This window comes from Halothece sp. PCC 7418 (assembly GCF_000317635.1).
Taxonomy (GTDB): Bacteria; Cyanobacteriota; Cyanobacteriia; order Cyanobacteriales; family Rubidibacteraceae; genus Halothece.
This window is the reverse complement of sequence record NC_019779.1, coordinates 1,690,678-1,713,850: the sequence shown is the minus strand read 5'-3', so window position 1 is coordinate 1,713,850 and position 23,173 is coordinate 1,690,678. Positions and strand designations below refer to the sequence as shown.

The 23,173-nt window shown below is 42.9% G+C and carries 23 protein-coding genes and 1 tRNA gene; 17 read left to right on the top strand and 7 right to left on the bottom strand.

Annotated elements, in window-relative coordinates:
• Nucleotides 1-46: 46 nt before the first annotated feature.
• Complete coding sequence (locus PCC7418_RS07775; RefSeq protein WP_015225627.1) at nucleotides 47-799, top strand: SDR family oxidoreductase; 753 nt, start codon at nucleotides 47-49, stop codon at nucleotides 797-799.
• 40 nt (nucleotides 800-839) lie between these two features.
• On the opposite strand, the gene PCC7418_RS07770 is transcribed toward PCC7418_RS07775, so the two are convergent.
• From PCC7418_RS07770 to glp, 3 genes are all read right to left on the bottom strand, one after another.
• Nucleotides 840-2,510: an iron uptake porin gene (locus PCC7418_RS07770; protein ID WP_015225626.1), complete on the bottom strand. Its 1,671-nt coding sequence runs from the start codon at nucleotides 2,508-2,510 to the stop codon at nucleotides 840-842.
• A gap of 186 nt (nucleotides 2,511-2,696) precedes the next feature.
• Nucleotides 2,697-4,130: an FAD-binding domain-containing protein gene (locus PCC7418_RS07765; RefSeq protein WP_015225625.1), complete on the bottom strand. Its 1,434-nt coding sequence runs from the start codon at nucleotides 4,128-4,130 to the stop codon at nucleotides 2,697-2,699.
• A gap of 156 nt (nucleotides 4,131-4,286) precedes the next feature.
• Nucleotides 4,287-5,504, bottom strand: coding sequence for a gephyrin-like molybdotransferase Glp (gene glp / locus PCC7418_RS07760; protein ID WP_041596526.1), 1,218 nt, complete (start codon nucleotides 5,502-5,504; stop codon nucleotides 4,287-4,289).
• 122 nt (nucleotides 5,505-5,626) lie between these two features.
• Between glp and PCC7418_RS07755 the strand changes: the two genes are divergently transcribed.
• Nucleotides 5,627-6,946, top strand: a complete 1,320-nt coding sequence (locus PCC7418_RS07755) for a site-specific DNA-methyltransferase (RefSeq protein WP_015225623.1) — start codon at nucleotides 5,627-5,629, stop codon at nucleotides 6,944-6,946.
• Here the strand turns inward: PCC7418_RS07755 and PCC7418_RS07750 are convergent.
• The gene (locus PCC7418_RS07750; protein WP_015225622.1) at nucleotides 6,936-7,634 is read right to left on the bottom strand and encodes a hypothetical protein; all 699 of its coding nucleotides are present in this window, start codon (nucleotides 7,632-7,634) and stop codon (nucleotides 6,936-6,938) included. The genes PCC7418_RS07755 and PCC7418_RS07750 overlap by 11 nt on opposite strands.
• A gap of 153 nt (nucleotides 7,635-7,787) precedes the next feature.
• Nucleotides 7,788-9,311, bottom strand: a complete 1,524-nt coding sequence (gene crtD, locus PCC7418_RS07745; protein ID WP_015225621.1) for a C-3',4' desaturase CrtD — start codon at nucleotides 9,309-9,311, stop codon at nucleotides 7,788-7,790.
• Between the two features lie 152 nt (nucleotides 9,312-9,463).
• Between crtD and PCC7418_RS07740 the strand changes: the two genes are divergently transcribed.
• The 11 genes from PCC7418_RS07740 (at nucleotide 9,464) to PCC7418_RS07695 (ending at nucleotide 17,864) form a co-directional block, all read left to right on the top strand.
• The gene (locus PCC7418_RS07740; RefSeq protein ID WP_015225620.1) at nucleotides 9,464-10,438 is read left to right on the top strand and encodes an SDR family NAD(P)-dependent oxidoreductase; all 975 of its coding nucleotides are present in this window, start codon (nucleotides 9,464-9,466) and stop codon (nucleotides 10,436-10,438) included.
• The gene (locus tag PCC7418_RS07735; protein WP_235620771.1) at nucleotides 10,439-11,248 is read left to right on the top strand and encodes an SDR family oxidoreductase; all 810 of its coding nucleotides are present in this window, start codon (nucleotides 10,439-10,441) and stop codon (nucleotides 11,246-11,248) included.
• A 2-nt stretch (nucleotides 11,249-11,250) separates the two neighbouring features.
• Entirely contained in the window at nucleotides 11,251-11,628 is a 378-nt protein-coding gene (locus tag PCC7418_RS20895) for an NAD(P)-binding domain-containing protein (RefSeq protein WP_235620770.1), read from the top strand.
• Nucleotides 11,622-12,287: a hypothetical protein gene (locus PCC7418_RS20890; protein WP_235620769.1), complete on the top strand. Its 666-nt coding sequence runs from the start codon at nucleotides 11,622-11,624 to the stop codon at nucleotides 12,285-12,287. The genes PCC7418_RS20895 and PCC7418_RS20890 overlap by 7 nt, the downstream gene beginning before the upstream one ends.
• 361 nt (nucleotides 12,288-12,648) lie before the next feature.
• Nucleotides 12,649-12,921, top strand: a complete 273-nt coding sequence (gene pipX / locus PCC7418_RS07725; RefSeq protein WP_015225618.1) for a transcriptional coactivator PipX — start codon at nucleotides 12,649-12,651, stop codon at nucleotides 12,919-12,921.
• Nucleotides 12,918-13,592, top strand: coding sequence for a YggS family pyridoxal phosphate-dependent enzyme (locus PCC7418_RS07720; RefSeq protein ID WP_015225617.1), 675 nt, complete (start codon nucleotides 12,918-12,920; stop codon nucleotides 13,590-13,592). Before pipX ends, PCC7418_RS07720 begins: the two co-directional genes overlap by 4 nt.
• Nucleotides 13,593-13,774: 182 nt before the next feature.
• Entirely contained in the window at nucleotides 13,775-14,368 is a 594-nt protein-coding gene (locus PCC7418_RS07715) for a cell division protein SepF (RefSeq protein ID WP_015225616.1), read from the top strand.
• Nucleotides 14,369-14,415: 47 nt separating this feature from the next.
• The gene (gene proC, locus PCC7418_RS07710; protein ID WP_015225615.1) at nucleotides 14,416-15,234 is read left to right on the top strand and encodes a pyrroline-5-carboxylate reductase; all 819 of its coding nucleotides are present in this window, start codon (nucleotides 14,416-14,418) and stop codon (nucleotides 15,232-15,234) included.
• Between the two features lie 135 nt (nucleotides 15,235-15,369).
• A complete protein-coding gene (locus PCC7418_RS07705) occupies nucleotides 15,370-15,966 on the top strand; it encodes a peroxiredoxin (RefSeq protein ID WP_015225614.1) in 597 nt (198 codons plus the stop codon).
• A gap of 90 nt (nucleotides 15,967-16,056) precedes the next feature.
• Nucleotides 16,057-16,128 (top strand) — tRNA-Val (locus tag PCC7418_RS07700).
• A 290-nt stretch (nucleotides 16,129-16,418) separates the two neighbouring features.
• A complete protein-coding gene (locus PCC7418_RS07695) occupies nucleotides 16,419-17,864 on the top strand; it encodes a sugar transferase (RefSeq protein ID WP_015225613.1) in 1,446 nt (481 codons plus the stop codon).
• On the opposite strand, the gene PCC7418_RS07690 is transcribed toward PCC7418_RS07695, so the two are convergent.
• Nucleotides 17,861-18,673 carry an ABC transporter ATP-binding protein gene (locus tag PCC7418_RS07690; RefSeq protein ID WP_216086686.1) on the bottom strand — a complete coding sequence of 271 codons (813 nt, stop codon included), beginning with the start codon at nucleotides 18,671-18,673 and terminating at the stop codon, nucleotides 17,861-17,863. The genes PCC7418_RS07695 and PCC7418_RS07690 overlap by 4 nt on opposite strands.
• 52 nt (nucleotides 18,674-18,725) lie before the next feature.
• Here PCC7418_RS07690 and PCC7418_RS07685 point away from each other — a divergent pair, with 52 nt between their 5' ends.
• Nucleotides 18,726-19,640, top strand: a complete 915-nt coding sequence (locus PCC7418_RS07685; RefSeq protein ID WP_015225611.1) for an alpha/beta fold hydrolase — start codon at nucleotides 18,726-18,728, stop codon at nucleotides 19,638-19,640.
• Here PCC7418_RS07685 and PCC7418_RS07680 read toward each other — a convergent pair.
• Nucleotides 19,618-20,142: a DUF4330 domain-containing protein gene (locus tag PCC7418_RS07680; RefSeq protein ID WP_015225610.1), complete on the bottom strand. Its 525-nt coding sequence runs from the start codon at nucleotides 20,140-20,142 to the stop codon at nucleotides 19,618-19,620. The two genes, PCC7418_RS07685 and PCC7418_RS07680, sit on opposite strands and share 23 nt — an antisense overlap.
• 134 nt (nucleotides 20,143-20,276) lie before the next feature.
• On the opposite strand from PCC7418_RS07680, the gene PCC7418_RS07675 reads away from it, so the two are divergent.
• From PCC7418_RS07675 to PCC7418_RS07665, 3 genes are all read left to right on the top strand, one after another.
• Entirely contained in the window at nucleotides 20,277-20,729 is a 453-nt protein-coding gene (locus tag PCC7418_RS07675) for a DUF29 domain-containing protein (protein WP_015225609.1), read from the top strand.
• A gap of 43 nt (nucleotides 20,730-20,772) precedes the next feature.
• The gene (locus tag PCC7418_RS07670; RefSeq protein WP_015225608.1) at nucleotides 20,773-21,234 is read left to right on the top strand and encodes a DUF29 domain-containing protein; all 462 of its coding nucleotides are present in this window, start codon (nucleotides 20,773-20,775) and stop codon (nucleotides 21,232-21,234) included.
• Nucleotides 21,235-21,688: 454 nt separating this feature from the next.
• Complete coding sequence (locus PCC7418_RS07665) at nucleotides 21,689-23,170, top strand: SulP family inorganic anion transporter (RefSeq protein ID WP_015225607.1); 1,482 nt, start codon at nucleotides 21,689-21,691, stop codon at nucleotides 23,168-23,170.
• The last annotated feature ends 3 nt before the right edge of the window (nucleotides 23,171-23,173 follow it).

Sequence of the window (23,173 nt, the reverse complement as noted above, 5' to 3'; positions counted from 1 at the left end):
GAAATCAGGTTACATTATAAATTAATTGAACTGATTTAACTATCAAATGACTAACACAAACGTTTTAGTAACTGGAGCAACTGGAAGAACTGGCTCGATCGTCCTGAAAAAATTACGCCAAAATCCAGACTTAAATGCTTTTGGTTTTGCCCGATCAGAAGCAAAAATCAAAGAAATATTTGGTTCGTCGGAAGGCGTTTATATTGGTGATATTAGAGATAAAAATTCTCTTGAACCTGCGATTCAAAATTGCCACGTCCTAATTATTGTTACCAGTGCAGTCCCGCAAATGAAAGAACCGCCCAAAGAGGGAGAGCGTCCTGAGTTTATGTATCCTGAAGATGCAACCCCAGAAATCATTGATTATCAAGGACAAGTCAATCAAATTGATCTCGCGCAAGAAGCTGGCGTTGACCATATTATTTTAATGGGGTCGATGGGGGGAACCAACGAAAATCATCCCCTGAATAAACTGGGCAATGGCAATATTTTAATCTGGAAAAGAACAGCAGAAGAATACCTGATTGATTCGGGAATTGATTATACGATTGTTCGTGCTGGGGGATTAATTAATGAACCTGGTGGACAACGGAAATTATTAGTGGGAAAACATGATACGCTGCTTAACCGTGAGTCTCCAACCATTCCCCGAGAAGATGTTGCAGAGTTGATTGTGCAAGCCCTAATGATTCCAGAAGCCCGAAATAAGGCGTTTGATGTGGTTTCGGAAGCAGCCTCTCCAGAAGAAGTAACCACTGATTTCACTGCTTTATTTACCCAAACCACACCTGGGTTGTAATCAGATCTCGCTGGGTGGGTCAAGCCCACCCGATAACCCCCTAGAAGCTAAACAGTGTCCGTAAACGACCGACATAAACCGTGTCATTATCCTCATTGTGGTCAGGGTTAAATAAAACATTCACCCCAGGCACAATGCTGATATTGTCATTGATCGGATATTGGTATTCTGCATTCAACAAATATCCTGTATCAGGATCTTCTGGAACGGCTGATCCCTCAGAATCGGTGAGTTTCGGGGGTTGACCAAAGGCAAGAATGAAGACGCTGCCTTCTTTTCCTAAGTCTGGAAAAGAGGTGTTGACCAGCCAATTGACCAGTTGCGCCTCACCATCGGGTCCTTGTTCAGTTTGGGCATCGACTAAGCCAAAATAGCCACCGATGCTAAAGCCGTCACTAACCCGCCAATTTGCTTGTACACCGAAATGATCAGCAGAGTTAGCCCGTCTTGTGTCTCGCAAGCCATCCCCATCAGTATCCACTAAAAAGGGAAATGCTGCAGCAGGGCTACCAACAAACCCAGAAAGATCAAAGAATCTTCTTCCAGACTGATAACTATGCAGGTAAGCCAAAGACAGGTCAAGGTCACCAAAATCAAATCCTAATTGCGCCCCTGCGGAATAGTCACCTCCAAAAATCCCTTCGTCTGGATTACTGGTTACACCTCCTGGGGTGAAGTACCCTAAATCGACTTGTATCAGGTCGTTTAAGGTAATGTTTGCCCCAAAACCGGCTCCGTCAGAAGCGCTCACATCATAGATGAGGTTGTTGTATGCAGTAAAGAGGTTGATCGAGCCGTAAGCAAAGGAAGCAGTAGAACCCGCATCAAAGATATCATCAACTAAAACGCCAGTTGCGCCCACATGACCAACAATATTATCGCCAATGGGAAAACTATACATTAATTGGTCGATTTCAATGCTATCTCTGTTCCCTGCGGTGAGGTTACGAGCTGCTGCTTGTGCTCCTGTCGCACTCCCAAGAGTAAAGTTATTAGAGAATTCTAACCGCGTTCGCAAACGGTCTCGTCCTGTAAAACTGCTATCAAAGTTCATGCGGACACGGTTGGTGAACTGCACGCCTTCATCAACATCGCCTCCTTCTTCTCCAAAGATGCTCGGAGAAATGTTTTGTTCAGGTGCAGCAACGGCTTTTTCGTCACCGCCTGCTACAGCTAAGTCAAAAACGACACTGCCATTCAGTTTAGTGGTTGTGGAAAATTGATTATCTTCTAAGAAACCAACCCTGCCTTCTAGGTTATCCACCCGAGTGCCTAAAGTGGCAAGTTCGGCTTCAAATTCTTGGGTTAACCGTTGTAGGGTCGCTAAGTCTTCACGAGTCACGTCACCGCCACTATTGGCAGCAATCAGACGTTCAATTTGTTGTAAACAAGCATTTAATCCCGCAGCAAATTCATAACGAGTGAGTGCTCGGTTTCCGCGATACGTGCCATCGGGATAACCCGCAATACAACCATAACGTTCCACTAAGTTTCGCAGGGCCTCAAATGCCCAATCGCCAGGGGAGACATCTCGCAGTTGGAATACGCTATTAACTTGATTCAAACTTGCCCCACCGTTGTGATAGGTTTCCACTTGATCCAAAAGTTGTGTTTGGGATGGGGTTTCATTGGCAAGAGCGGTTTGCCCCATGGCAAATACTCCCAAAATTGAGGGAGCAGCGATGAAAAATTTTCTCCAAGATTGAGTCACAATTAAAAATCCTCACACGACATAAACTATAAAAGCAGATATCACGATGTACCTGCAACAAATTAGCCAGAAGGACTGGCTAGAGCAATCAAGTTAATTTTGATTTAGCTTAAAATTGTTTAGCTGATCACATTGTAAGCTAAATTACAAACTTTCCTGAAAATTAACTGGATTTTAATCTGATTTTCAGCTTTGTTCTTTTTGCTGTTGATAGCGTTGCTTGAATGCTCGTTGCTGTTGTTTATGATCGACGATGGGCTGAACATAACCGAGGTTTTCTCGTTCGAGGGGAGAGATGTTTCCTGTGAGTAAGTCGCCTGTATCTAGCGCATTTAACTCGGGTAGCCAATAGCGAATATATTCCCCATCAGGATCAAATTTTTGTGCTTGAGAGGCTGGATTAAAAATGCGTAAGGGTTTGGGATCCATGCCACTAGACGCACTCCATTGCCAACCGCCATTATTGGCAGCTAAGTCGCCATCAAAGAGGGTTTGCATGAAATATTTTTCTCCCCATTGCCAATTGATAATTAAGTCTTTCGTGAGGAAACTTGCTACAATCATGCGACAACGGTTGTGCATCCAGCCTGTTGTATTCAGTTGGCGCATCGCTGCATCAACGATGGGATAGCCCGTTTTGCCGTCACACCAGGCTTGGAAATGATCAGGATTATTATCCCACGGGAAATCTTTAAATTGATCACGATCGGGCCCGTCTGCTAATTCTGGGAAAAAATACAGCGCGTGTTGATAAAACTCTCGCCACGCCAGTTCTTGTCGCCAAGCGGTAATATTGTCTCGTGCCTCATCACTACGGGTATCTTCCCAGAGAGTAACGGTGGTTTGCCAGATTTCTCGGATGCTAATTGCGCCAAACTTTAAAGCTGCACTGAGGACAGATGTGCCATCGATTGCGGGATAATTGCGATTTTGATCGTAATCTAAAATTGCGCGATCGCAGAATTGTTCGAGTCTTTCTCTGGCTGCGGTTTCTCCTGGTAGAAGCGGGAGGTCGTTGTCCCAAGTCAAGCCTAAATCGTTTAGGGTAGGCAGAGAAATTTTTCCTACAGTTGCACTTTTTGCCTGTTCTGAGTCGGTTAAACCCGTTAAATGTCGAATTTGCCCAACGGGTTCGGCTTTGGGCTGTTTTTGCCAATTTTTCCAGAAGGGCGTGTAAACTTTATAGGGATCTTCTCCTTTCGTTAGGATCTCACCGGGGGCGTGGAGGAGTTGATCCCAAACGGTATGGACAGGAATGTTTTTTGCCTCTAATGCTGATTGTACTGCGCGATCGCGCTTTCTCCCATAAGGCTCAACATCATGATTCCAGAAGACAGCACTGGCGTTTAAAGTTTCTGCTAATTTAGGAATTGCTGTTACTGGATCAGCTTGTAAAAATAATAATTCGCTTCCTGCTTTTTTATAGCCTGCTGCTAATTCTTTTAAGCATCCGAGTAGATATTTTATTCTAGCAGGTGCAACTTGATCGGACTGCAAAAGTTTCGGATCAAAACAGAACACACCAACAATTTTGTTTGAGTGTTGTTGCGCTTCATTCAGTCCAATATTATCATCAAGGCGTAAGTCTCGGCGATGCCAAAATAAGATTAAGTTAGTCATTGGTCATTAGTCATTAGTCATTAGTCATTGGTCATTAGTCATTGGTCATTAGTCATTAGTCATTGGTCATTGGTCATTAGTCATTAGTCATTAGTCTTATATTATTTGGTAACTGGTCACTGGTAACTGGTCACTGGTAACTGGTCACTGGTGGACTTATGAAATTAGCATAACTTCTACTGTTTCTTGTGCAGAAATAAATTTTGTTCCAATAGGAAGAATAGCTAACGCATTGGTTTGAGCCAGATTAATTAAATTACCAGAACTATAACTTCCGCCAGCAACGTGAAATTCATACTCTCCTGCAATGGCTTCTATTTTTCCCCATAAATAAGTCTCTCGTTTCCCCCCTGATCGTAATTCTTGTTGTGTTTTTGCTTTGACAAATGTTGGTGTTAAATTACTTTTTTGTCCACTCAATTTTTTAATTGCAGGGGCAACAAACCGCCAGAATGTTACCAGCGCAGAAACAGGATTACCGGGTAAGCCAAAGTAATAACAATTAGGAAATGTCGCAAACGTTAACGGTTTTCCTGGTTTAATGGCAACGGAATTAATCTGAATTGTTCCCCCTAATTCAGTTAAAATGTTTTCGATGTAATCATAGTCGCCAACGGAAACGCCACCTGTTGAAATGACGATATCAGAAGAAGAAATGGCTTGCGCGATCGCGCTTTTTATTAAGTCTGGTTCATCTTTAATAATCCCTAACGGAATTGCAACCGCCCCTTGTGCTTTCACTAATTCTTTTAAAGCAGATTGATTCGAGTCCACCAGTTGTCCGCGCTGTAATTTATCTTCGGGATTAACTAACTCATTTCCACTGGAAAAAATGCTCACTCTTGGCGGACAATAGACTGATATTTCTCGACATTGCATCGCTGCTAAAACCGCAATTTCTGGCGCACTAATCTTAATTCCAGAGGGTAATAAAGGCTGTTTTGACTGATAGAAACTTCCCTGCTTCCGAATAAATTGTCCCACAGTTGCAGCCGAGAAAATTTTAACCTGATTCCCGTCTTTCTGGGTATCTTCTTGCATGACAATCGTATCCGCACCAAGGGGTAAAATACCACCCGTAAAAATGCGGGCTGCTTGTCCAGTTTGTAACGGGTGACGGGGGGAAACACCTGCTGGGATTTCTTCTATAATTTCTAAAGTGACGGGTTGATCAGGGCTTGCGGAAGAGAGATCGCGCGATCGCGCTGCATAGCCATCCATCGCCGAATTATCCTCATGGGGGTAGTCTAACTCACTGGTAACAGCTTGAGCGAGAATCCTCCCCGCAACTGCATCAAGCGTAACTGGTTCAGTTTCTGTTAAGGGTTCGATTGTGTTTAAAATAAGATTTTCTGCGTCTTTAACAGGTAGCATCGTTAATAAATAGACCATCAATTATTATAGTTTTAGTTAGGATCAATTCAACCTAACTCCATGAAAGAGACTTAGGAAATGAGGTATGTTATATTTAAACACCTTATCTTAAAATTGTAGCAATGTTTCAACAACTTTCACTATTTCAAACAAATATCGATCAGACTCAAAGAGATTTTTATGAGACGATTCGAGAGTCTGGCTTTGAATATGAAGAAGTAGATATCGGTGATATTACCTTTAAAGCAGGACAACAAGAATCAATTCATCGATGGTATCGTCTTACTCCTAGCTATTCTCCTGCTTTAGTGAGATATTTAATTCAAAAATGGAACATTACAAGAGAACATTTTGTTATTGATCCATTTAGTGGGAAAGGAACAACCTCCATCGAATGTCAAAAGCACGGAATCAAAACCCTTGGTCTTGAAATTAATCCTTTATTGCAACAAGTTACGGATAAATCTCTCAGATGGGATCTGAATAGTCTTGATCAGTTTGATAACTATTTCAATGAAGTTTCTAATTTAATCACCCAATATCAAGAAGAATCAATTGAAACTGTAGTCAGTCTTTTGAAAACAAACCTCCCAATTATTCACAATGTTTTTCGCTGGTGGAAAAAAGATGTTCTCAAAAATTTGCTAATTTGTCGTGAAGTAATGTTAGATTCAAAATACTTATCTATTCAAGATTATTTATGGGTTGCTGTCAATAATACCTGTTTAGATTGTGCAAATATTCATAGAAATCATCCGACAATTACCTTCGATGATAATCATACTAGAAAAATCAATGTTTTAGATGAACTTAATAAAAACCTAAGGGTAGTCTTAGAAGATTTGAGCAGTTTAAACCGAGAAGAAATTTCATATTCAGAACTTGGACAAGTTAAATTAGGAAATGCAACGAATAATTTAAGGCAACAAATTGATACTTGCGCTGATTTTGTCATTACATCACCTCCTTATCCTAATCGTTATAGCTATGTTCATCAAACCAGACCACAACTTTATTTTATGGAAGTTTTAAGCCGAGTTCAAGAAGCGACTGAAATTGATTTAAATGCAGTTGGTGGGACTTGGGGAAAAGCCACTTCTAACTTACAAAGTGAATTAATTACTGTTCCCCCTGAGCTTCAAACATATCTTTGTTATTATGAAGAATTGAAGGATAAAAGTATTTTAATGTGTAACTATGCAACGAAATATTTTATTGATATGTGGAAACATATTAAAAGTTTAAAGGAAGTTAAAGCCGAGGAGTTTCGGGGAGCTTATGTTGTGGGAAATTCTCGACTTTCAGGAGTGGAAATTTTTACCGAATCTATTTTAGGGAAACTTTTCAGACATGAAGGATTTGAAGTAGAAAAAATTGTTTCTTTTCGCAAGCGAGGCGGAAGAAAACGTCTTTACGAAACTGCAATTTTGATTAGAGGTTAGATAAAATTTGATCTACTTCTTGCTGAAAAAGAGAAGAATTATTCTCTAAGAAGTTATAGAGATTAAAACCAGTGATTATTTCCACTAAGTCAAAGCTACTCATTCCTTCATATAGTTCCCAGCTTTTGGATAATCTTGTTATTGGACTTTTTAGTGAAGTATCGCAGAAAATTAACATAATCGGGAGAATTTTGTAAGACTTTAAAGCAAGGGACATATCGTAATCTGCTTGAATTCTTTTTGAATCACCGATTTGATAACAAGAGCGAACTTCAAAACCAATTCCTTGATAGTTTCTCCAGGTTTGAGGAATCCGTGGATTAAATTTATTTTTCGGAATGAGTCCATCAGTAGAGCGAATTTGAGCGCGATCGCCAATTTGAACTTCTACACTAAAATGTAGATCATTTTCATTCAAATCAAATGTTTCTTTCAAAAGGTAACTAAATAGAGCTTGATACATATCGCCCAGTTTACGATGTAAAGAAGTAACTAAATTACCTCCAACTCTAGCGATAATATATCTTTCATCATCTAATCCTAAGATTCCAAATGCAGGATCTGATGCTATTAAATTTTGAAAATCTTCTCGACTATTAACATTTGGATAACTTTTGTAGGGATTAAATGCTAAAACTTTTCTAAGATTATTAAGTGCTATATTAAGTAATTCTGTTTCATCTATCACGCTAACTTTTCCTTTTCCACTAATCCTTCAGAATAGAGAATCATTCCACATCAGTATCATCCCACATTAAAACATCCCTCCACGTTGAATGAAGTGGAATAATTGAGATAATCTTTTCTGCTTCGAGGACAAGTAATATCATGAGATGACTGGTTACTGCTTGGCTTCCATCTGACGGACAGCAGTTAACGCAGAATAACTCACCCCTGCGGTTCCCTCTCCAGGATGAGTACAGTCTCCCACTAACCAGAGATTCTCAATCGGAGTCCGATTCGCAAACCCAAACGGACCAAAGGTAGAAACTCTCTGTCCTAATCCTCCCACATATCCTGATTCCCGCGCTGTAAAACGTGCAAATGTTCTCGGGGTTGCAGCTTCTTGATGGATAATCGTTTCTGGAGTGAGATGGAAATATTGACTGAGGCGTTGTATTGCGGTTTTCACATAATCTTCCTTTAAGGCTTCATATTCTTCAGGGGTTTTTGTCCACCATTGCGTCACATCTGTAAAAGAAGACGCTGTAATCGTGGCTTGTCCTTCGGGTGCGCGTCCATCCGTTGGTTTACTCACTGAAACAAATAACGAGTTTTTCTCACCGACAACGCCTTCATAGTCATAGAGAAATTGTAAATGAGGAGGACAGTTTTTGGGAATTGCACGGCGATCCACCCCTAAATAAAGCACAAACGCCCCATTTGCAGACGGTAAGTTTTCCACTCGCTTTTGATATCGCCGTAAGAAAAGATCAGCACTCCCAAAGGAATTATCCCGATTAGCTAATAACTTTAATAAATTTTGTACTGTCACATTTGCTATCACCGCATCTGCTTGGTCTCGCCACGTTTCCCCCGTTTGATCATTGCAAACAGTAACTCCAGTAATACATCCTTTCTCACAATGCACTCTTTGCACCGAATGACGCAGTTTAATTTGTCCGCCGTGTTTTCTTAAGCCTTTAACCAGACGCGTGCTTAAAACCTGCATACTCCCTTGTAAATGCCATAATCCTTGTGGGGCTTGAGAAACCCCTAAAGCGGTCGCAGCATATAGCAAAGCCGTTTCATCCGCATTCACTTGGGAATAGAGTTTTAACTGCATATCGAGAAAGGTTCGTAACCGTTTATCGTCATACAGTCGGAAGAGTCGTAACAAGTCGCCAACGGTTAGCAACGCAAACGGTAATGTAATCAGCGTATCAGGTCGCACCGCAGAAATCAGTTGCCAAAGATCCCAGAAGTTACGCGGAGGAAGGACAGGGTCACGCGCTTGAAACCGCCAACTCGCTGCAAATAAGGTTTCCATTACACGCCAAAACGGTTCGCTCCCTGGAAACTGTCGATTTCGTTCTTCGCGCCATTTTTTGGGATCGCGCCAAATATTAATGGGAGTGGTTTCTCCAGGAAGATAAACCGCACAAGCAGGGTCACAAGGAGTTGCAGGAGGAACATCCATTCCTAATTCTGTAAAGATTTGTTCATGAATCCCGTCTTTTTCTAAGCCCGCCACTTGCGTCGCCCCGACATCAAAAGTAAAACCGTGACGTTTAAACGTAGAAGCACATCCCCCCGCAATATACGCCTGATCATAGACAGTGACGGAATAACCGCGCTTAGCGAGTAATGCACCTGCGGTCAAGCCACCAATTCCAGCACCAATAACAACGACTGAGTTTGACATAGCAATATGAGAAAAGACTGTCTCTATTGTAAACTTTTGTATCTTTTTCCGTCTCAACTGTGGCTGGTCAGAATCGGCACAATCAATCGGCTTCGCTAAGATTTTAAAGAGCAAGCAATGGCGCAAGTCCGTCGTTTCTGAAAGGGGAAAGCATGACAAAAACGCTGAGTAATAAAGTCGCACTGGTAACGGGTGCAACTCGCGGGATCGGGAAAGGAATCGCCATTGGGTTAGCAGAAGCTGGCGCAACGGTTTATCTAACGGGTCGTACCTTAAACACGACAGGCGATCAAGCGGGAAGTTTGACCGAGACTCAAGCTGCAGTAGAAGCAGCAGGGGGAACTTGTATTCCAGTACAGGTGGATCATAGTGATGATGAACAAGTTAGACAGTTATTTGAACAGATTGAACAAGAACAAAATGGACAGCTTGACCTTTTAGTCAATAATGTTTTTGCGGGGGTTAAAGCCTTAGCAGAAGCCTCAGGAGAACCGTTTTGGAAAAATGACCCGACTCTGTGGGATGCGATCGCAGATGTGGGGTTGCGGAGTCATTATGTGGCGAGTCTCTATGCTGCGCGGTTGATGAGTAAACGGAAACAGGGCTTGATTTGTACTATTTCTTCTTGGGGGGGAATGTCTTACATTTTTGGGGCAGCCTATGGGGTAGGAAAAGCTGCCTGTGATCGTCTTGCAGCAGATATGGCAGTGGAATTAAAATCAGAAAATATTACCTCGGTTGCCCTTTGGCCCGGCATTGTCGGTACAGAACTATTTAGCGAGTTTGCGGAACAGATGCAGGGAGAAGAGAATCTTGATCCGCAACAATCGGTTCTGCGCGATCGCTATAATTGGGAAACGCCCCTTTTCACAGGTCGTGTCATTGCTGCCCTAGCTGGCGATCCAAATCCACAACGCTATACAGGGAAAGTGCAGGTTGTAGCGGAACTGGCTCAACGGTATAAAATTAAAGATCAAGCGGGGAATTGTCCAGCGTCTCTGCGGTCTCTGAAGTTTATTCTTCCTTCTGCTGTCCCTGCTTTGAGAAGCTATTCTTGGTTGCTTCCTGATCTCAAAGTGCCTTGGTTTATCCTGCTATTAGGAATTTTGCCCTCACCGAAGATTTAGATGATGACAGAATTAAAAAACAGCGCGATCGCGCTGACTGGTGCAGCTGGAGGCTTTGGTCAACAATTTACCCGCCAACTCCTGCAAGCAGGCAGTCACTTGATTTTGACTGATCTCAATGAAAGCATCCTGCAAGAGAAAGTGGCAGCGATTCAAAAGGAAGTTCAAACGGGCAAAGTGATCGCCTGTCTAGGACTCGATTTATCCACTCCCGATGGCGCACAAAGATTCTATGAAGCCGTCAAAGCCTTGAATATTCCCATTGATATCTTAATTAATAACGCGGGCATTGGTTTATATGGTCGCATGGATGAAGTCCCTTCTGCAAAGTGGGAACAGTTAATGCAAGTGAATCTACTCGCCCCCATGCGCTTAAGTTCCCTGTTTATGGCTGATATGGTTAGCCGTCAACACGGTCATATTGTCAATATTTCCTCTCTTGCTGGACACATTGCGCCTGCGGGAATGGCACACTATGGCGCAAGTAAATTTGGCTTAAGGGGCTTTACAGAAGGACTCTTTAATGAAGTCAAACGGTACAACGTGAAAGTAACAGGGGTTTATCCTTTTTTTAGTCGGACTCCCCTTTTACAATCAGAACAATATGGCACTCTTGCTCAAGAAACCAGTGGTATTTCTGATGAGATGGCAACGGATCCCGAAAAAGTCATTGCAGCAGCGATCAAAGCGATCAAACGCAACCAACTGCACGTTTTTCCCGATCAAACTGCGAAAACCCTCTCCTTACTGAAACGATATTTTCCTCGTATCGTAGATTGGGGAAGTGAAGCCTTGAAACCCAAACAATGATCATGAAGAACACCAAAGATAAACAATTAATCATCGGTGCTGGCTTTGTCGGTTTAGGAATTGCCCAAGCCCTGAAAGCAGCAAACATTCCCTACGATCAAGTGGATGCAAGTGATGAGATTGGTGGCAATTGGTATCACGGCGTTTATGAAACGGCTCACATTATTTCCTCGAAAAAAGTCACTCAATTTTCCCATTTCCCGATGCCGAAACATTATCCCGATTTTCCCAGTGCACAACAAATGTGGGATTACCTTTGTAGCTTTGCTGACTATTTCCAGTTACGCCCTCATATCGAACTGAATCAAAAAGTTTCCGATGTGCGACCGATTGAAAATAATCTTTGGCAAGTCACTTTTGCTAACCAAGAAGAGTGGTAGATTTAATTCGCGGTTGGATGCCAGAATGGCTACAACGTCTCATGGCTTATGGAATCATTCGCGTGACTTTTGGCAAATATGAGGATTATGGGATGCCGAAACCGCAACATCGGATTTTTGAGAAACATCCCACCTTAAATAGTGAAGTTCCCTATTATATCAAACACGGTCGAATCACTTATCAACCGCAAGTGAAGCAACTGGAGGGGGAATGGGTGGAATTTGTCGATGGGACGCGAGAAGCCTTTGATCTCATTGTCTGTGCCACAGGTTATTATGTTGCCTATCCGTTTTTACCGCCAGAATTACAACGAGTACGAGGGTCAGTTGTTGAATGTTATGGTGGCTCTTTTTTAGCTGACTATAAAGGCTTAGCTTATATCGGTTGGGGACAAGCGAGAGGGGGTGTAGGGTCTCTCATTTCCGCTTTTGGACCCGTTTTTGCTCGTTGCTTACAGCTTCAAGATGAAATTAATGTTCCCCTTGGTCAGGTTTTTAAGGCGATGGGACAATCTTTACCTAAAACCCATCTTTCTGATCCACATCAAGTGTTTCGGCAATTAAAGTTACTGAATCTTGGTTTTAAGTTCGTAGAGAGAAAAGCTCATCAGGTTGATCGCGAAAATCCCGATTTTCGGAATGTGCCTGTTGCCTCCTAATAGGTTATTTATCTCAGTGCGACGAGAAGACCCCTTCCGTGACACTGAAACCTTCAGCCTCGGTGATGAGTTAATGTTGCCTGATGATCATACAAAGTTAACCCTGAACTCACATTGGCTCACTTGAGATCGGATTTTGTGATGCGATCGCGCCCAAAGCAAGATATCATCTATTTATCGTTCTCTATATTTGAGAAACGATCATCGAATTCCCCTCTTCTGTTATAGCATTACTCATTCGGGTGTTTGACAGATGAAAATCCACAAACCCACTCATGGCTTACCTTTACCCCTTCCCCAGCGCGTAGCGCTATATCAGATATTTGTCGAGAGTTCTGGGCGAAAATCACATACAAGTTGAATGAATACAAACGAAACCTATCTCAATCACCCTACTTTTGGCTTACTGTATCGAGTTTGCATCATTGAGCCGAATCGAGAAATTTTTACAACGCTCTATGCGCAACGTCTGTTTTTTCTGGTAACAGTGAATGAGGAAGGGTTAGCCTTTGAGCCCAAAAGTCGGTCGGAAGCCCGTTTACTCATCGAAAATCGGTTACGGAAACTGCGTCGCCTTGGTGCTAAGGAAGACCATTCCGCCTTGAGTGAGACTTATAAACGTATTTTTCAATGACTGTCGATCTAACCAAACGCATTCAAGACCTTCGTGAAACTATTCCTCCCCATGTCAGATTAATCGCTGTTACCAAAACGGTTTCAGTAGAAAAAATCCGAGAAGCCTATGCTGCTGGCGTTCGCGATTTTGGTGAAAATAAAATTCAAGAAGCCCTTGCCAAACAAGAAGAATTACAAGATTTAGATGATATTTGTTGGCATTTTATTGGTCATCTTCAAAGTAATAAAGTCAAACTGGCTTTGACCCATTTTGATTGGATTCATACCTGCGATCGCGCGAAAATTGCCGAACGTCTGGATCGTCTCAGCGCAGAATTAAAGATGACACCTCCTAATGTTCTCCTGCAAGTGAAGCCTCTCCCTGATCCCAACAAATATGGTTGGACGATCCCTGACTTATTAACTGCACTGCCGACTCTTGATCAATATCAAAACTTGAAAATTCAAGGATTAATGACGATTCTACCCTTTACGGAATCTCCTGATGAAATGCGGACGGGATTTGAAAAAGTTCGTGATTTAGCCCAAGAAATTGCCGAAAAAAAATACTCTCATCTGGTGATGAAAGAACTTTCCATGGGGATGTCAGCCGATTACGCGATCGCCATTGAAGCGGGAGCAACCATGATTCGACTCGGGCGCACCATTTTCGGTGAACGCCCTGCTTAATAAATAAAAACACAAAAGATTTTTCAATTTTAGAAATTAAGAGTAAAATTAGCGTGAACTTCGCTATCAAATTTGAGGTTAGCAATCGCATTATAAAAATCGGGAATGATTTTCTCATCCCACTTGCTAAGTCTGACCTCAATTAGAATTAATCTACTATCAGTTTGTGAGGGAGAAAAACAATGACCAGCGTATTTAACAGATTTAAAGATTTTATTGGTGTTAATGAACCCGATGATCTCGAAGACGAGTATTATGATGAGGAGGAAATGGATGAGCCCAATTATTCCACTCAACATCACGCCAGTGGAGAAACCGAACAACGCCCTCGTCCCCAACGACGGCCCCACTTTACAACAGAAACTCAAGACCCTAAACCCACATCATCTAAAAGTAACGTCATTGGTATGCCTGGTGCAAATAACGGATTGAATGAAATTGTTGTTCTTGAACCCCAATCCTTTGAGAAAATGGCTGAGGTGATTCAAGTTTTACGTGAACGGAAAACAGTGCTCCTCAATCTCAATATGATGGAACCGGATGATGCGCAACGTGCAGTTGATTTTGTCGCCGGTGGAACTTATGCCATTGATGGTCATCAAGAGCGGGTGGGAGAGAGTATTTTTCTCTTTACTCCCAGTTGCGTGCAAGTAACCAGTCGCTCCCATACGACTCAGGGGACGGCTACACCGCAAACCAGTAGTCAAGGAAACATCCATCAAATGGTTCCCCCGACGGGGAATTGGCAAAAAGAACAAAACCCGATCGCGCAATAGGATAAAATTAAACCGCATAGTACCGACAAAGAAAAACGTCAATAATAGTGTCTATACGGTTTGGAATGATTGGTGGCGGGGTGATGGGAGAAGCCATCCTCTCCCGCCTGATCGCTCAAGAAATGTACACTCCAGACTCGGTTTTGGTGAGTGACCCTTCACCGCAAAGACGAGAGGAGTTAGCCCAACGGTATCAAGTAGAAGTAACCGACAGTAATCGCAAAGTGATGCAAGAGACCTCAGAAGTCTTGTTACTGGCGGTGAAACCCCAAGTGTTGCCTCGTATCGAATCTGATTGGGATGGGGCACAAGAAAATCTTGAACATCGACCTTTATTAATTTCAATTTTGGCAGGGATTCCCATTTTGCGCCTCAAAGCTGGGTTAGATCCGTTGCCTGTGGTGCGCGTAATGCCCAATACCAATGCCACTGTGGGAGCAAGTATGAGCGCGATCGCGGCGGGATCTGGTTTACGACCCGAACAGATGACTTTGGCGAAAACCATTCTCAGCGCGATCGGTGAAGTGGTAGAAGTTCCTGAATCTGCTATGGATGCGGTGACAGGGGTTGCCGGTTCAGGACCAGCTTATGTGGCTCTTCTCATTGAATCCTTAGCTGATGGCGGTGTGGCTGCGGGATTACCACGTCCCACGGCGTTGCAGTTAGCCATTCAGACAGTTTTGGGAACAGCCACTCTTTTACAAGAAGAAAACCTTCATCCTGCACAACTCAAAGATCGGGTCACCAGTCCTGCAGGAACAACCATTGCTGCAGTCGCTGAGTTAGAATCGGCAGGCTTCCGATCTGCCGTCATTAAAGCCGTCCAAGCTGCTACAGCGCGATCTAAGGAATTGGGCAACGGTTGATTATTGGCATTAACCAGTAATCAGTGACCAGTTACCAATGACGAATGACAAATGACCCATTCCACTACTCAAAATCGTTATGACTATGATATAGTTGTAACAGTTAGTAAACTTTGTTACTAAGGAGTATTTCCCATGACAGAAGGATGCCTCAGAGTCGGACAACAAGCCCCTGATTTTTCCGCAACTGCGGTTGAAAACCAAGAATTTAAAACCCTTAGCCTGTCTGATTTCCGCGGACAGTATGTTGTTTTATTCTTCTATCCCTTAGACTTTACCTTCGTTTGCCCCACTGAAATTACCTCCTTCAGCGATCGCGCTCAAGAATTCAAAGACATCAACACCCAAATCTTAGGGGTTTCCGTTGATAGCGAATTTTCTCACCTCGCTTGGATTCAAACCGATCGCAAAAATGGTGGTGTCGGCGACCTGAATATCCCTCTCGTCTCCGATATTAAAAAAGAAATTAGCAACGCTTACAACGTCCTCGATCCCGATGCTGGCGTTGCTCTCAGAGGACTCTTTATCATTGATAAAGAAGGCACGATCCAACACGCGACTGTAAACAACCTTGCCTTTGGTCGTAATGTTGATGAAGTCTTACGAACTCTGCAAGCGATCCAATATGTCCAAGCCAACCCCGACGAAGTTTGTCCTGAAGGTTGGAAGCCAGGCGAAAAAACGATGAATCCCGATCCCGTCAAATCCAAAGTTTACTTCGCTTCTGTATAAGCGCGTTTATCTCCCATCCATTCAGGGTGGGAGAAATTTTTAAATGGTTGTTGCGTTTACAAAATCTCTGTGTTATCTTAATAAAGGTCTGGGCGGTTAGCTCAGCGGTAGAGCGCCTGCCTTACAAGCAGGATGCCATTGGTTCAAATCCAATACCGCCCATAATTCTTAAATCATTATTTTCTTCAGTTACTTTACAGACAGCGCCGTAAAGGTAAGTGGCTTTAGCCCTTGGATATAAGGCGCGTTAACTGAGAGATTCGAGATCTCAAAGTTAACAAACCTAAGAAATTCTGCTACAATCAAACAACTCAACTAGAGGCGCGATAGACCTCGAAGAACCAATCCTGAAAAAGTAGCCTTGATTCAGAAAATCCGTAATTCTCCTTGTTATCAATTTCGCGCATTTAGGGAATGATTGAACTGTGTGGCACTTGGTGACGGGAATAATTATGGATGGCACTGCTCCAGAAAACTTCTTCCGAGGAAAAAAGTCAGATATCCGCGCTCCAGAAAAGTTTCGACTTTCTCAGGTCTTAGACTGGTCTTGGCATCGTATCCTCATCCTTTTCGGCAGTGATTTCTTAGCTCTGGCCCTAGCATGGCAATTTTCCCGTTACCTCAACCAGTTTTATTCCCCGATTCCTCCCCAGCTTGTATGGTGGACATGGTTCGGCGTTCCCAGTTTGTTTTGGGTCTTTGCTGGTATTATTCTGATTATCTTTTCCCAAGCTGGACTTTATAGCTCTGCTACCCAATGGAAAAACTATCTGCAAGTGGGAAAACTGACGAGCTTTGTCTATCTAGGCTCGTTACTAATCAGCTATTTTTATGACCCAAAATTAGATCCACCGCGATCGCTGTTTTTTACGGCTTGGTTTAGCAGTGTCTTTCTGTTGATTGGCTTTCGCTTAATGGCAACCCTCATCCTCGAACAAGCCACGAGCAGACAATCTCCAATTCCCGTTTTCATTATCGGCGATCGCGCTCAAATCGAACACCTCCGCACCACCTTACAAAAACGCTCTCATTATCAAGTTGTTGGGAGCGCCCACACCAGCAGTGTCAACTGTCCCGACCTCCTCAGAAGCATTATTAAAGCCCAACCCCAAGAAGTGTTAGTGGCTAACTTACCCCCCACTGAGTTGGCTTCTGCTTTATATTGGCAACTGCGACAAAGGGGAATTCCGTTACGTCTCATTCCTTCGAGTCGGGAATTGTTATATCGGCGGGGCGTACCAGAAATCTTTGCGGGTGTCGCCACTCTCGCCGTTGAACCGCCAACCTTTGGCGGGTGGGAGTATCGGTTAAAACGTTGGTTGGATGTGGTTGCTTCCCTATTGGGTTTGATTGTGCTTTCTCCTTTCTTAATCGGTATCGCGATCGCGATTTATGTGTGTTCTCCAGGGAATCCTTTTTTCTGCCAAAAACGAGTCGGCTTAAACGGTAAGATGTTCCGAATGTGGAAATTCCGCACCATGGTTCCCAACGCAGAAACCCTACAACGCAAGCTCGAAAACCAAAATCAAACCGACGGTGTCCTCTTCAAAATTCAAGATGACCCCCGCATCATCCCCATTGGCAAGTTTCTCCGTCGTACCAGCCTCGATGAACTACCACAACTGTTTAATGTTCTTGTGGGAGAAATGAGTTTAGTCGGACCGCGTCCCCTTCCCCTGAGAGATATCCAAAAATTTGATAGTTGGCATCACACCCGTCATTCCGTTCTTCCTGGCATTACTGGTGTTTGGCAAATTTCTGGACGATCTGAGCTAGACGATTTTAATGATGTTGCTCGCCTCGACCTTTACTATATTGATAACTGGTCGTTAAATCTCGACTTAGAAATTCTAATCAAAACCTTTCGCATCGTTGTTCTTAGTAAAGGGGCGTACTAATTTGACTGCTGAATGTGTTCTGGGACTTTCTTGACTTTTTGCAGCTTCTGTAAGGGTTTCCCAGACTTAATTTCCCACTTTTGCCAACACTGATGACGTTGCAGGGTTTGCATACTTTCTAACAAGCCCTGACGTAAAATGGGTTCTGTTTCCACCGCAAATAATAAGCTGAACGATTCGCTAATTTCTTGTAACTGTGAGGCGTGTAAATTGTCTTTGATGGCAAGTTGGGTTAATTGTCGAATCGCTCTTAATCGTTTCAGGGGATGTTCGGCACTTAATTCGTCAATGAGTTGAGAAAAGTGATGCTGGGGATGGTTGTCATCGGAAGCAGTGATTAGTTTTGAGACTTGTAAGCCAAATAAGCCCGTGAGTAAGATTCCTTGCGCGATCGCGCTTCCAGCAAGCCAATGATTATCCAGATGATCCCACAATTGCAACGCCCAATAACTGCCCACCCCAATTAAACTACTTCCCCCCAACGCCATCAGTAACCGTTGTTGCGATTCATCAAGGGTTTGCTGCCATTTGCGCCAATATCCCGACCAACGATTCACTGGGAAGCGAAAGAGTACAATCAACATTCCCATTGCGATCACTGTCGCCAGCAATAATTGCCAATTCCAAACCAGCATAATCGCGAAAATCACAACTCCCCATAACCAGAATGAGGACAAAAGGGATTGTAACTGCGATAAAAACTCACGTCCTCTCACCGCCCTAGAAGACCGTTGACGGGAAGACTTTTGGCGACGGTGTAAAGAAACGGACTGTCGGCGACGTGACGAGGATTTGGAAAAGCCCAGCACGATTTTCAAGAATAATTTACTCTGGAAGTGTAGTTGATGGAGAAATTGCGCCATGCTTGAACCCATTGGAGTGAAACGCGACTCGATTGTGACTTCTCTTGGACGAATGGTTTATTACACCCCGAGCGAACATCCTTGGCTCGATGAAACAACCCGAACAGAAGAAGGTCAATCCAGTATAGTATTTTTACATGGTTTTGGCGGTGGATCGTCCGCTTACGAGTGGTCACAGGTTTATCCTGCTTTTGCCAGCGATTACCGTGTCCTCGCCCCTGATTTAATCGGTTGGGGACGCTCTGAACATCCCAAACGCAATTATCAGATCGAAGATTACCTTACCATAATCCGAGAGTTTTTAACCGCAACTTGTTCTGAACCCGTAACGGTTGTCGCTTCCTCTCTCACCGCAGCGTTTACGATTCGCGTGGCGGTGGAACATCCTGAATTATTTAAATCATTAATTTTAGTAACACCTGCAGGATTATCAGATTTTGGCGAAGATTATACCCGCAGTATTATCGCCCGAGTGATTAGTTTACCTGTAGTGGATAATTTACTCTATTGGAGCGCGATCGCGACCCCTGACGGCATCCGAAATTTCTTAGAAAATCGCCAATTTGCTCGCCCTGAGCGCATTTATCCGGAAATTGTCGATGCTTATCTCGAATCCGCCAAACAAGAGAATGGGGAGTATGCTGCATTATCTTTTGTCCGTGGCGATTTATCTTTTGATTTATCCCTCTACCTTCCTCAGTTAACCATTCCCACCGCCATGATTTGGGGAGAAAAAACCCAGTTTACCTCCGTTGATTTAGGAAAGCGTTTAGCAGCCCTTAACCCCACAGCAGTTCAACACCTAGAAATTTTAAAAGACGTGGGTTTAACGCCACAACTCGAACTCCCAGCCGTAACCATTGGCTTGATCCATCGTTATCTGAAACTATTCACCGAAGACGAATCTCGATAATACTGCCCCGGAAGTTGTAACTGAATCCCTCTAGCTCTACCGTTGTGCCGATTTTAACCTTATTACTCCCCAACACTGCCCCATCATTGGTTATTGTTGCCTCTCCTGCAAGCGTCAGTAACCAATCGGTAATAAATTGCTCATCAGGACGGGGATCGGGCTTGGCAACTACTGATCCATCTGGTTGGGGAACCGCCACCGTCTTCGGAATCAATTCTACCGAGGTGACTTGTACTTGACCATGAGGTTGGTTACGAATAATCAATTCCGTGGTTTTCTCTTCTTCCAGTGTATTTTTTAAAGTCTGGGGATTTTCAATTCTTAATCCTTGAATCAGAACATCCATTTCAATGGGTTTCGTGCGGGTAACTTGTGCGACAGATCCAGACGTGCCTGGAAAGATAAAAATCCCAATGATTACCAACAAAATAACAAGGGCTGCCCCTAAGTCGAGGATACTGATGGTATTAAAGAGTCGTCCTTTAGCGTCAATAAGTTTCATGATTACGCAATTGCCTCTAACAGCGAATCGAAGGTTATTCGTGCTTCGGCGATAATTGATCAAATTCGATTTTATAAGAAACGGTGGTTACAAACAATGAACTGACAGGTAAAGACGTAGGAGAAAAACAAGATATGGTTGCCGAATCACAAAGCAGACAAACAAATCTATATGAAGCTGACTATAATCTTTGGGTATTAGAAACGGTTAAACAGTTAGAGAATAAAGAATTTAATGCCGTTGACTGGGACAATTTACTTGAGGAATTATCCGATTTGAGTCGTCGTGAAAAAAGAAAGTTAGAAAGTTTATTGATGCGTTTATTTGAACATCTCCTGAAACTTCAATATTGGGAGGACGAAATTGAAAATAATCGCGGTCATTGGGAAGCAGAAATTCTCAACTTTCGCAAACAGATTAAAAAAGAATTGAAAGCGAGTCCCAGTCTGAAACCCTATTTACTTGAAATCTGGGAAGAATGTTATCAAGATGGGAGAGAAATTGCTGCAGCGCGATCGCGCCTTCCTGTTGAAACCTTTCCTGAACAGCCTATTGCCACCTTAGAACAAGTCTTAGACGAAAACTGATTCTCTAAAAATCTTCTGTCAAAGTAATCACTTTAAAGAAACCATGTTTACAGAATCGCAATCAACCCCAAAAAGTTTATACGACACTGACTATAATCTTTGGGTTTTAGAAACCATTAAACAGTTAGAAAATAAGCAGTTTAAAGCCATTGATTGGGAAAACTTACTTGAGGAATTATCCGATTTGAGTCGTCGTGAAAAAAGGAAACTAAAGAACCTTCTCAGAAGATTATTGGAACATTTGCTGAAATTAAACTATTGGCAAGCTGAAATTGAAAACAATCGGGGTCATTGGGAAGCAGAAATTGCCAGCTTCCGTAAACAAATTACAGATCAACTCGAAGACAGTCCCAGCTTAAAACCATATTTAGAAGAAATTTTTGCTGAATGTTATCAAGACGGACGAGAACTTGCAGCAGCGCGATCGCGCCTTCCTCTTGAAACTTTTCCTGAACAGCCCATTGCCACCTTAGAACAAGTCTTAGACAAACACTGGCTTCCCTAAAAATCGTAAACTTTTATTGCAGAGTGTCACATCCTATGATATTCTAGCTCTGTCTAAAGGTTTTTTTAAGAAAATCAGTCACCAGTGCCAAACCATGCAGCACAGCAATCTCTTTCCTAAAGCTACAAACCATGGAAATTGTCCCCCATAAGGTGGATTGAGGATTGCGTTGGTCTGAAAAATATTACCGATCTCTTCAAATATAAAGAGTAATTTGTAAGTCATTCCAGTGAGTAATTCAATGACTTATAGCACTTCCCAATCTCATGAGGTACATTCTAAATTTTGGTTCTTCGTTCTTTGTTATTTCTTGGTTGTTAATCAATGAACCACGAACTATGAACCATGAACATCCACCGACTCGCATTACGTACCTCAACCAACTAGGAAACGCCATATACTTGGGATTATTTTACTTTTTTATGAACGTTGTTATTAAGATTAAGGAGAAAATTTGGATTTAAATTTATTAAGACGAGAATGGTTTTCTAATACACAAAAAGATATTCTGGCTGGTGCAGTTGTCGCATTAGCCTTAATTCCAGAAGCGATCGCGTTTTCTTTAATTGCTGGCGTTGACCCCAAAGTGGGGTTATATGCTTCTTTTGTTATTGCGATCATTACTGCCATTTTTGGTGGGCGCACAGGCTTAATCTCTGGTGCAACGGGGGCAATGGCACTGTTAATGTCAGATTTAGTGAAAGAGCATGGCTTAGAATATCTCTTTGCTGCCAGTGTCCTAACAGGTATTTTACAAATCGTCTTTGGGATTCTCAAACTGGATCAGCAAATGAAATTTGTTCCCCGCGCAGTCATGATCGGCTTTGTCAATGCCCTTGCGATTCTCATCTTTATGGCGCAACTGCCTCAATTAACCGATAAACCATGGGAAGTCTATGTCATGGTTGTAGTGGGTTTAGGCATTATTTATCTATTTCCAAGGCTTACCCAGTCAGTTCCGTCCCCCTTAGTTGCTATTATTGTCCTGACCGCAGTTTCCATTGCTTTTGATGTCGATGTCCCCACTGTTGGCGATATGGGGGAACTTCCCAGCACCTTTCCCATCTTTCACTTCCCTGATGTTCCCTTTAATTTAGAGACATTACAAATCATTTTCCCCGTTGCGCTGACATTAACCATTGTTGGTTTATTAGAAACCTTGCTGACCGCAGCCCTCCTTGATGAGTTAACTGACACACCTAGCGATAAAAATCGTGAAGCCAAAGGTCAAGGCATTGCCAATATTATTACGGGTTTCTTTGGCGGAATGGCAGGGTGCGCCATGATTGGTCAATCGGTGATTAATATCCAATCGGGAGGACGCAAGCGCATTTCTACCTTTACCTCTGGGATTTTATTACTGTTTTTCATTCTTGTGCTGGGAAATTGGGTGCAGCAGATTCCCATGGCTTCCCTCGTTGCAGTGATGATTATGGTGTCAATTGGAACCTTTAGTTGGTCTTCGATTCGGAATCTTCCTCGCGTTCCTCGCACTGAAACAGCGGTGATGATCACAACCGTTGTCATTACCGTTTTGAGTCATAACTTAGCGATTGGGGTTTTAGTGGGAATTGCCCTCAGCGCCATTTTCTTCTCCCGTGAGATCGCGCAAGTCGTCTTTGTCGATAAAACCGTCAGTCCGGATGGGATGCACTGTACTTATCATGTCGCTGGACAAATCTTTTTTGTTTCCGTGGAGCAATTTATCAATGCCTTTGACTTAAAAGAAGATATTGAGCGCGTGACGATTAACCTCACTCATGCTCATATTTGGGATCAGGCTGCGGTTGCTGCTATTGATAAGGTTGTCATTCAATTCCGTCGTCATGGCGCAGAAGTGGAACTGGTGGGATTGAATGAAGACAGTGCCAAAATGCTCGATCGCCTTGCCATTCATGATAAACCCGATGCCCTCGAAAAAGTTGCTAGTCACTAATTA

What these genes read in the sequence shown, in the direction of transcription:
- glp (WP_041596526.1), bottom strand. Translation starts at nt 5,504, where the DNA reads ATGCTACCTGTTAAAGACGCAGAAAATCTTATTTTAAACACAATCGAA.
- PCC7418_RS07670 (WP_015225608.1), top strand. Translation starts at nt 20,773, where the DNA reads ATGTTTACAGAATCGCAATCAACCCCAAAAAGTTTATACGACACTGAC.
- pipX (WP_015225618.1), top strand. Translation starts at nt 12,649, where the DNA reads ATGAATACAAACGAAACCTATCTCAATCACCCTACTTTTGGCTTACTG.
- PCC7418_RS20895 (WP_235620770.1), top strand. Translation starts at nt 11,251, where the DNA reads ATGAAGAACACCAAAGATAAACAATTAATCATCGGTGCTGGCTTTGTC.
- PCC7418_RS07735 (WP_235620771.1), top strand. Translation starts at nt 10,439, where the DNA reads ATGATGACAGAATTAAAAAACAGCGCGATCGCGCTGACTGGTGCAGCT.
- PCC7418_RS07765 (WP_015225625.1), bottom strand. Translation starts at nt 4,130, where the DNA reads ATGACTAACTTAATCTTATTTTGGCATCGCCGAGACTTACGCCTTGAT.
- PCC7418_RS07720 (WP_015225617.1), top strand. Translation starts at nt 12,918, where the DNA reads ATGACTGTCGATCTAACCAAACGCATTCAAGACCTTCGTGAAACTATT.
- PCC7418_RS07775 (WP_015225627.1), top strand. Translation starts at nt 47, where the DNA reads ATGACTAACACAAACGTTTTAGTAACTGGAGCAACTGGAAGAACTGGC.
- PCC7418_RS07680 (WP_015225610.1), bottom strand. Translation starts at nt 20,142, where the DNA reads ATGAAACTTATTGACGCTAAAGGACGACTCTTTAATACCATCAGTATC.
- PCC7418_RS07685 (WP_015225611.1), top strand. Translation starts at nt 18,726, where the DNA reads ATGCTTGAACCCATTGGAGTGAAACGCGACTCGATTGTGACTTCTCTT.
- PCC7418_RS07715 (WP_015225616.1), top strand. Translation starts at nt 13,775, where the DNA reads ATGACCAGCGTATTTAACAGATTTAAAGATTTTATTGGTGTTAATGAA.
- PCC7418_RS07740 (WP_015225620.1), top strand. Translation starts at nt 9,464, where the DNA reads ATGACAAAAACGCTGAGTAATAAAGTCGCACTGGTAACGGGTGCAACT.
- PCC7418_RS07695 (WP_015225613.1), top strand. Translation starts at nt 16,419, where the DNA reads ATGGATGGCACTGCTCCAGAAAACTTCTTCCGAGGAAAAAAGTCAGAT.
- PCC7418_RS07675 (WP_015225609.1), top strand. Translation starts at nt 20,277, where the DNA reads ATGGTTGCCGAATCACAAAGCAGACAAACAAATCTATATGAAGCTGAC.
- PCC7418_RS07705 (WP_015225614.1), top strand. Translation starts at nt 15,370, where the DNA reads ATGACAGAAGGATGCCTCAGAGTCGGACAACAAGCCCCTGATTTTTCC.
- PCC7418_RS07755 (WP_015225623.1), top strand. Translation starts at nt 5,627, where the DNA reads ATGTTTCAACAACTTTCACTATTTCAAACAAATATCGATCAGACTCAA.
- crtD (WP_015225621.1), bottom strand. Translation starts at nt 9,311, where the DNA reads ATGTCAAACTCAGTCGTTGTTATTGGTGCTGGAATTGGTGGCTTGACC.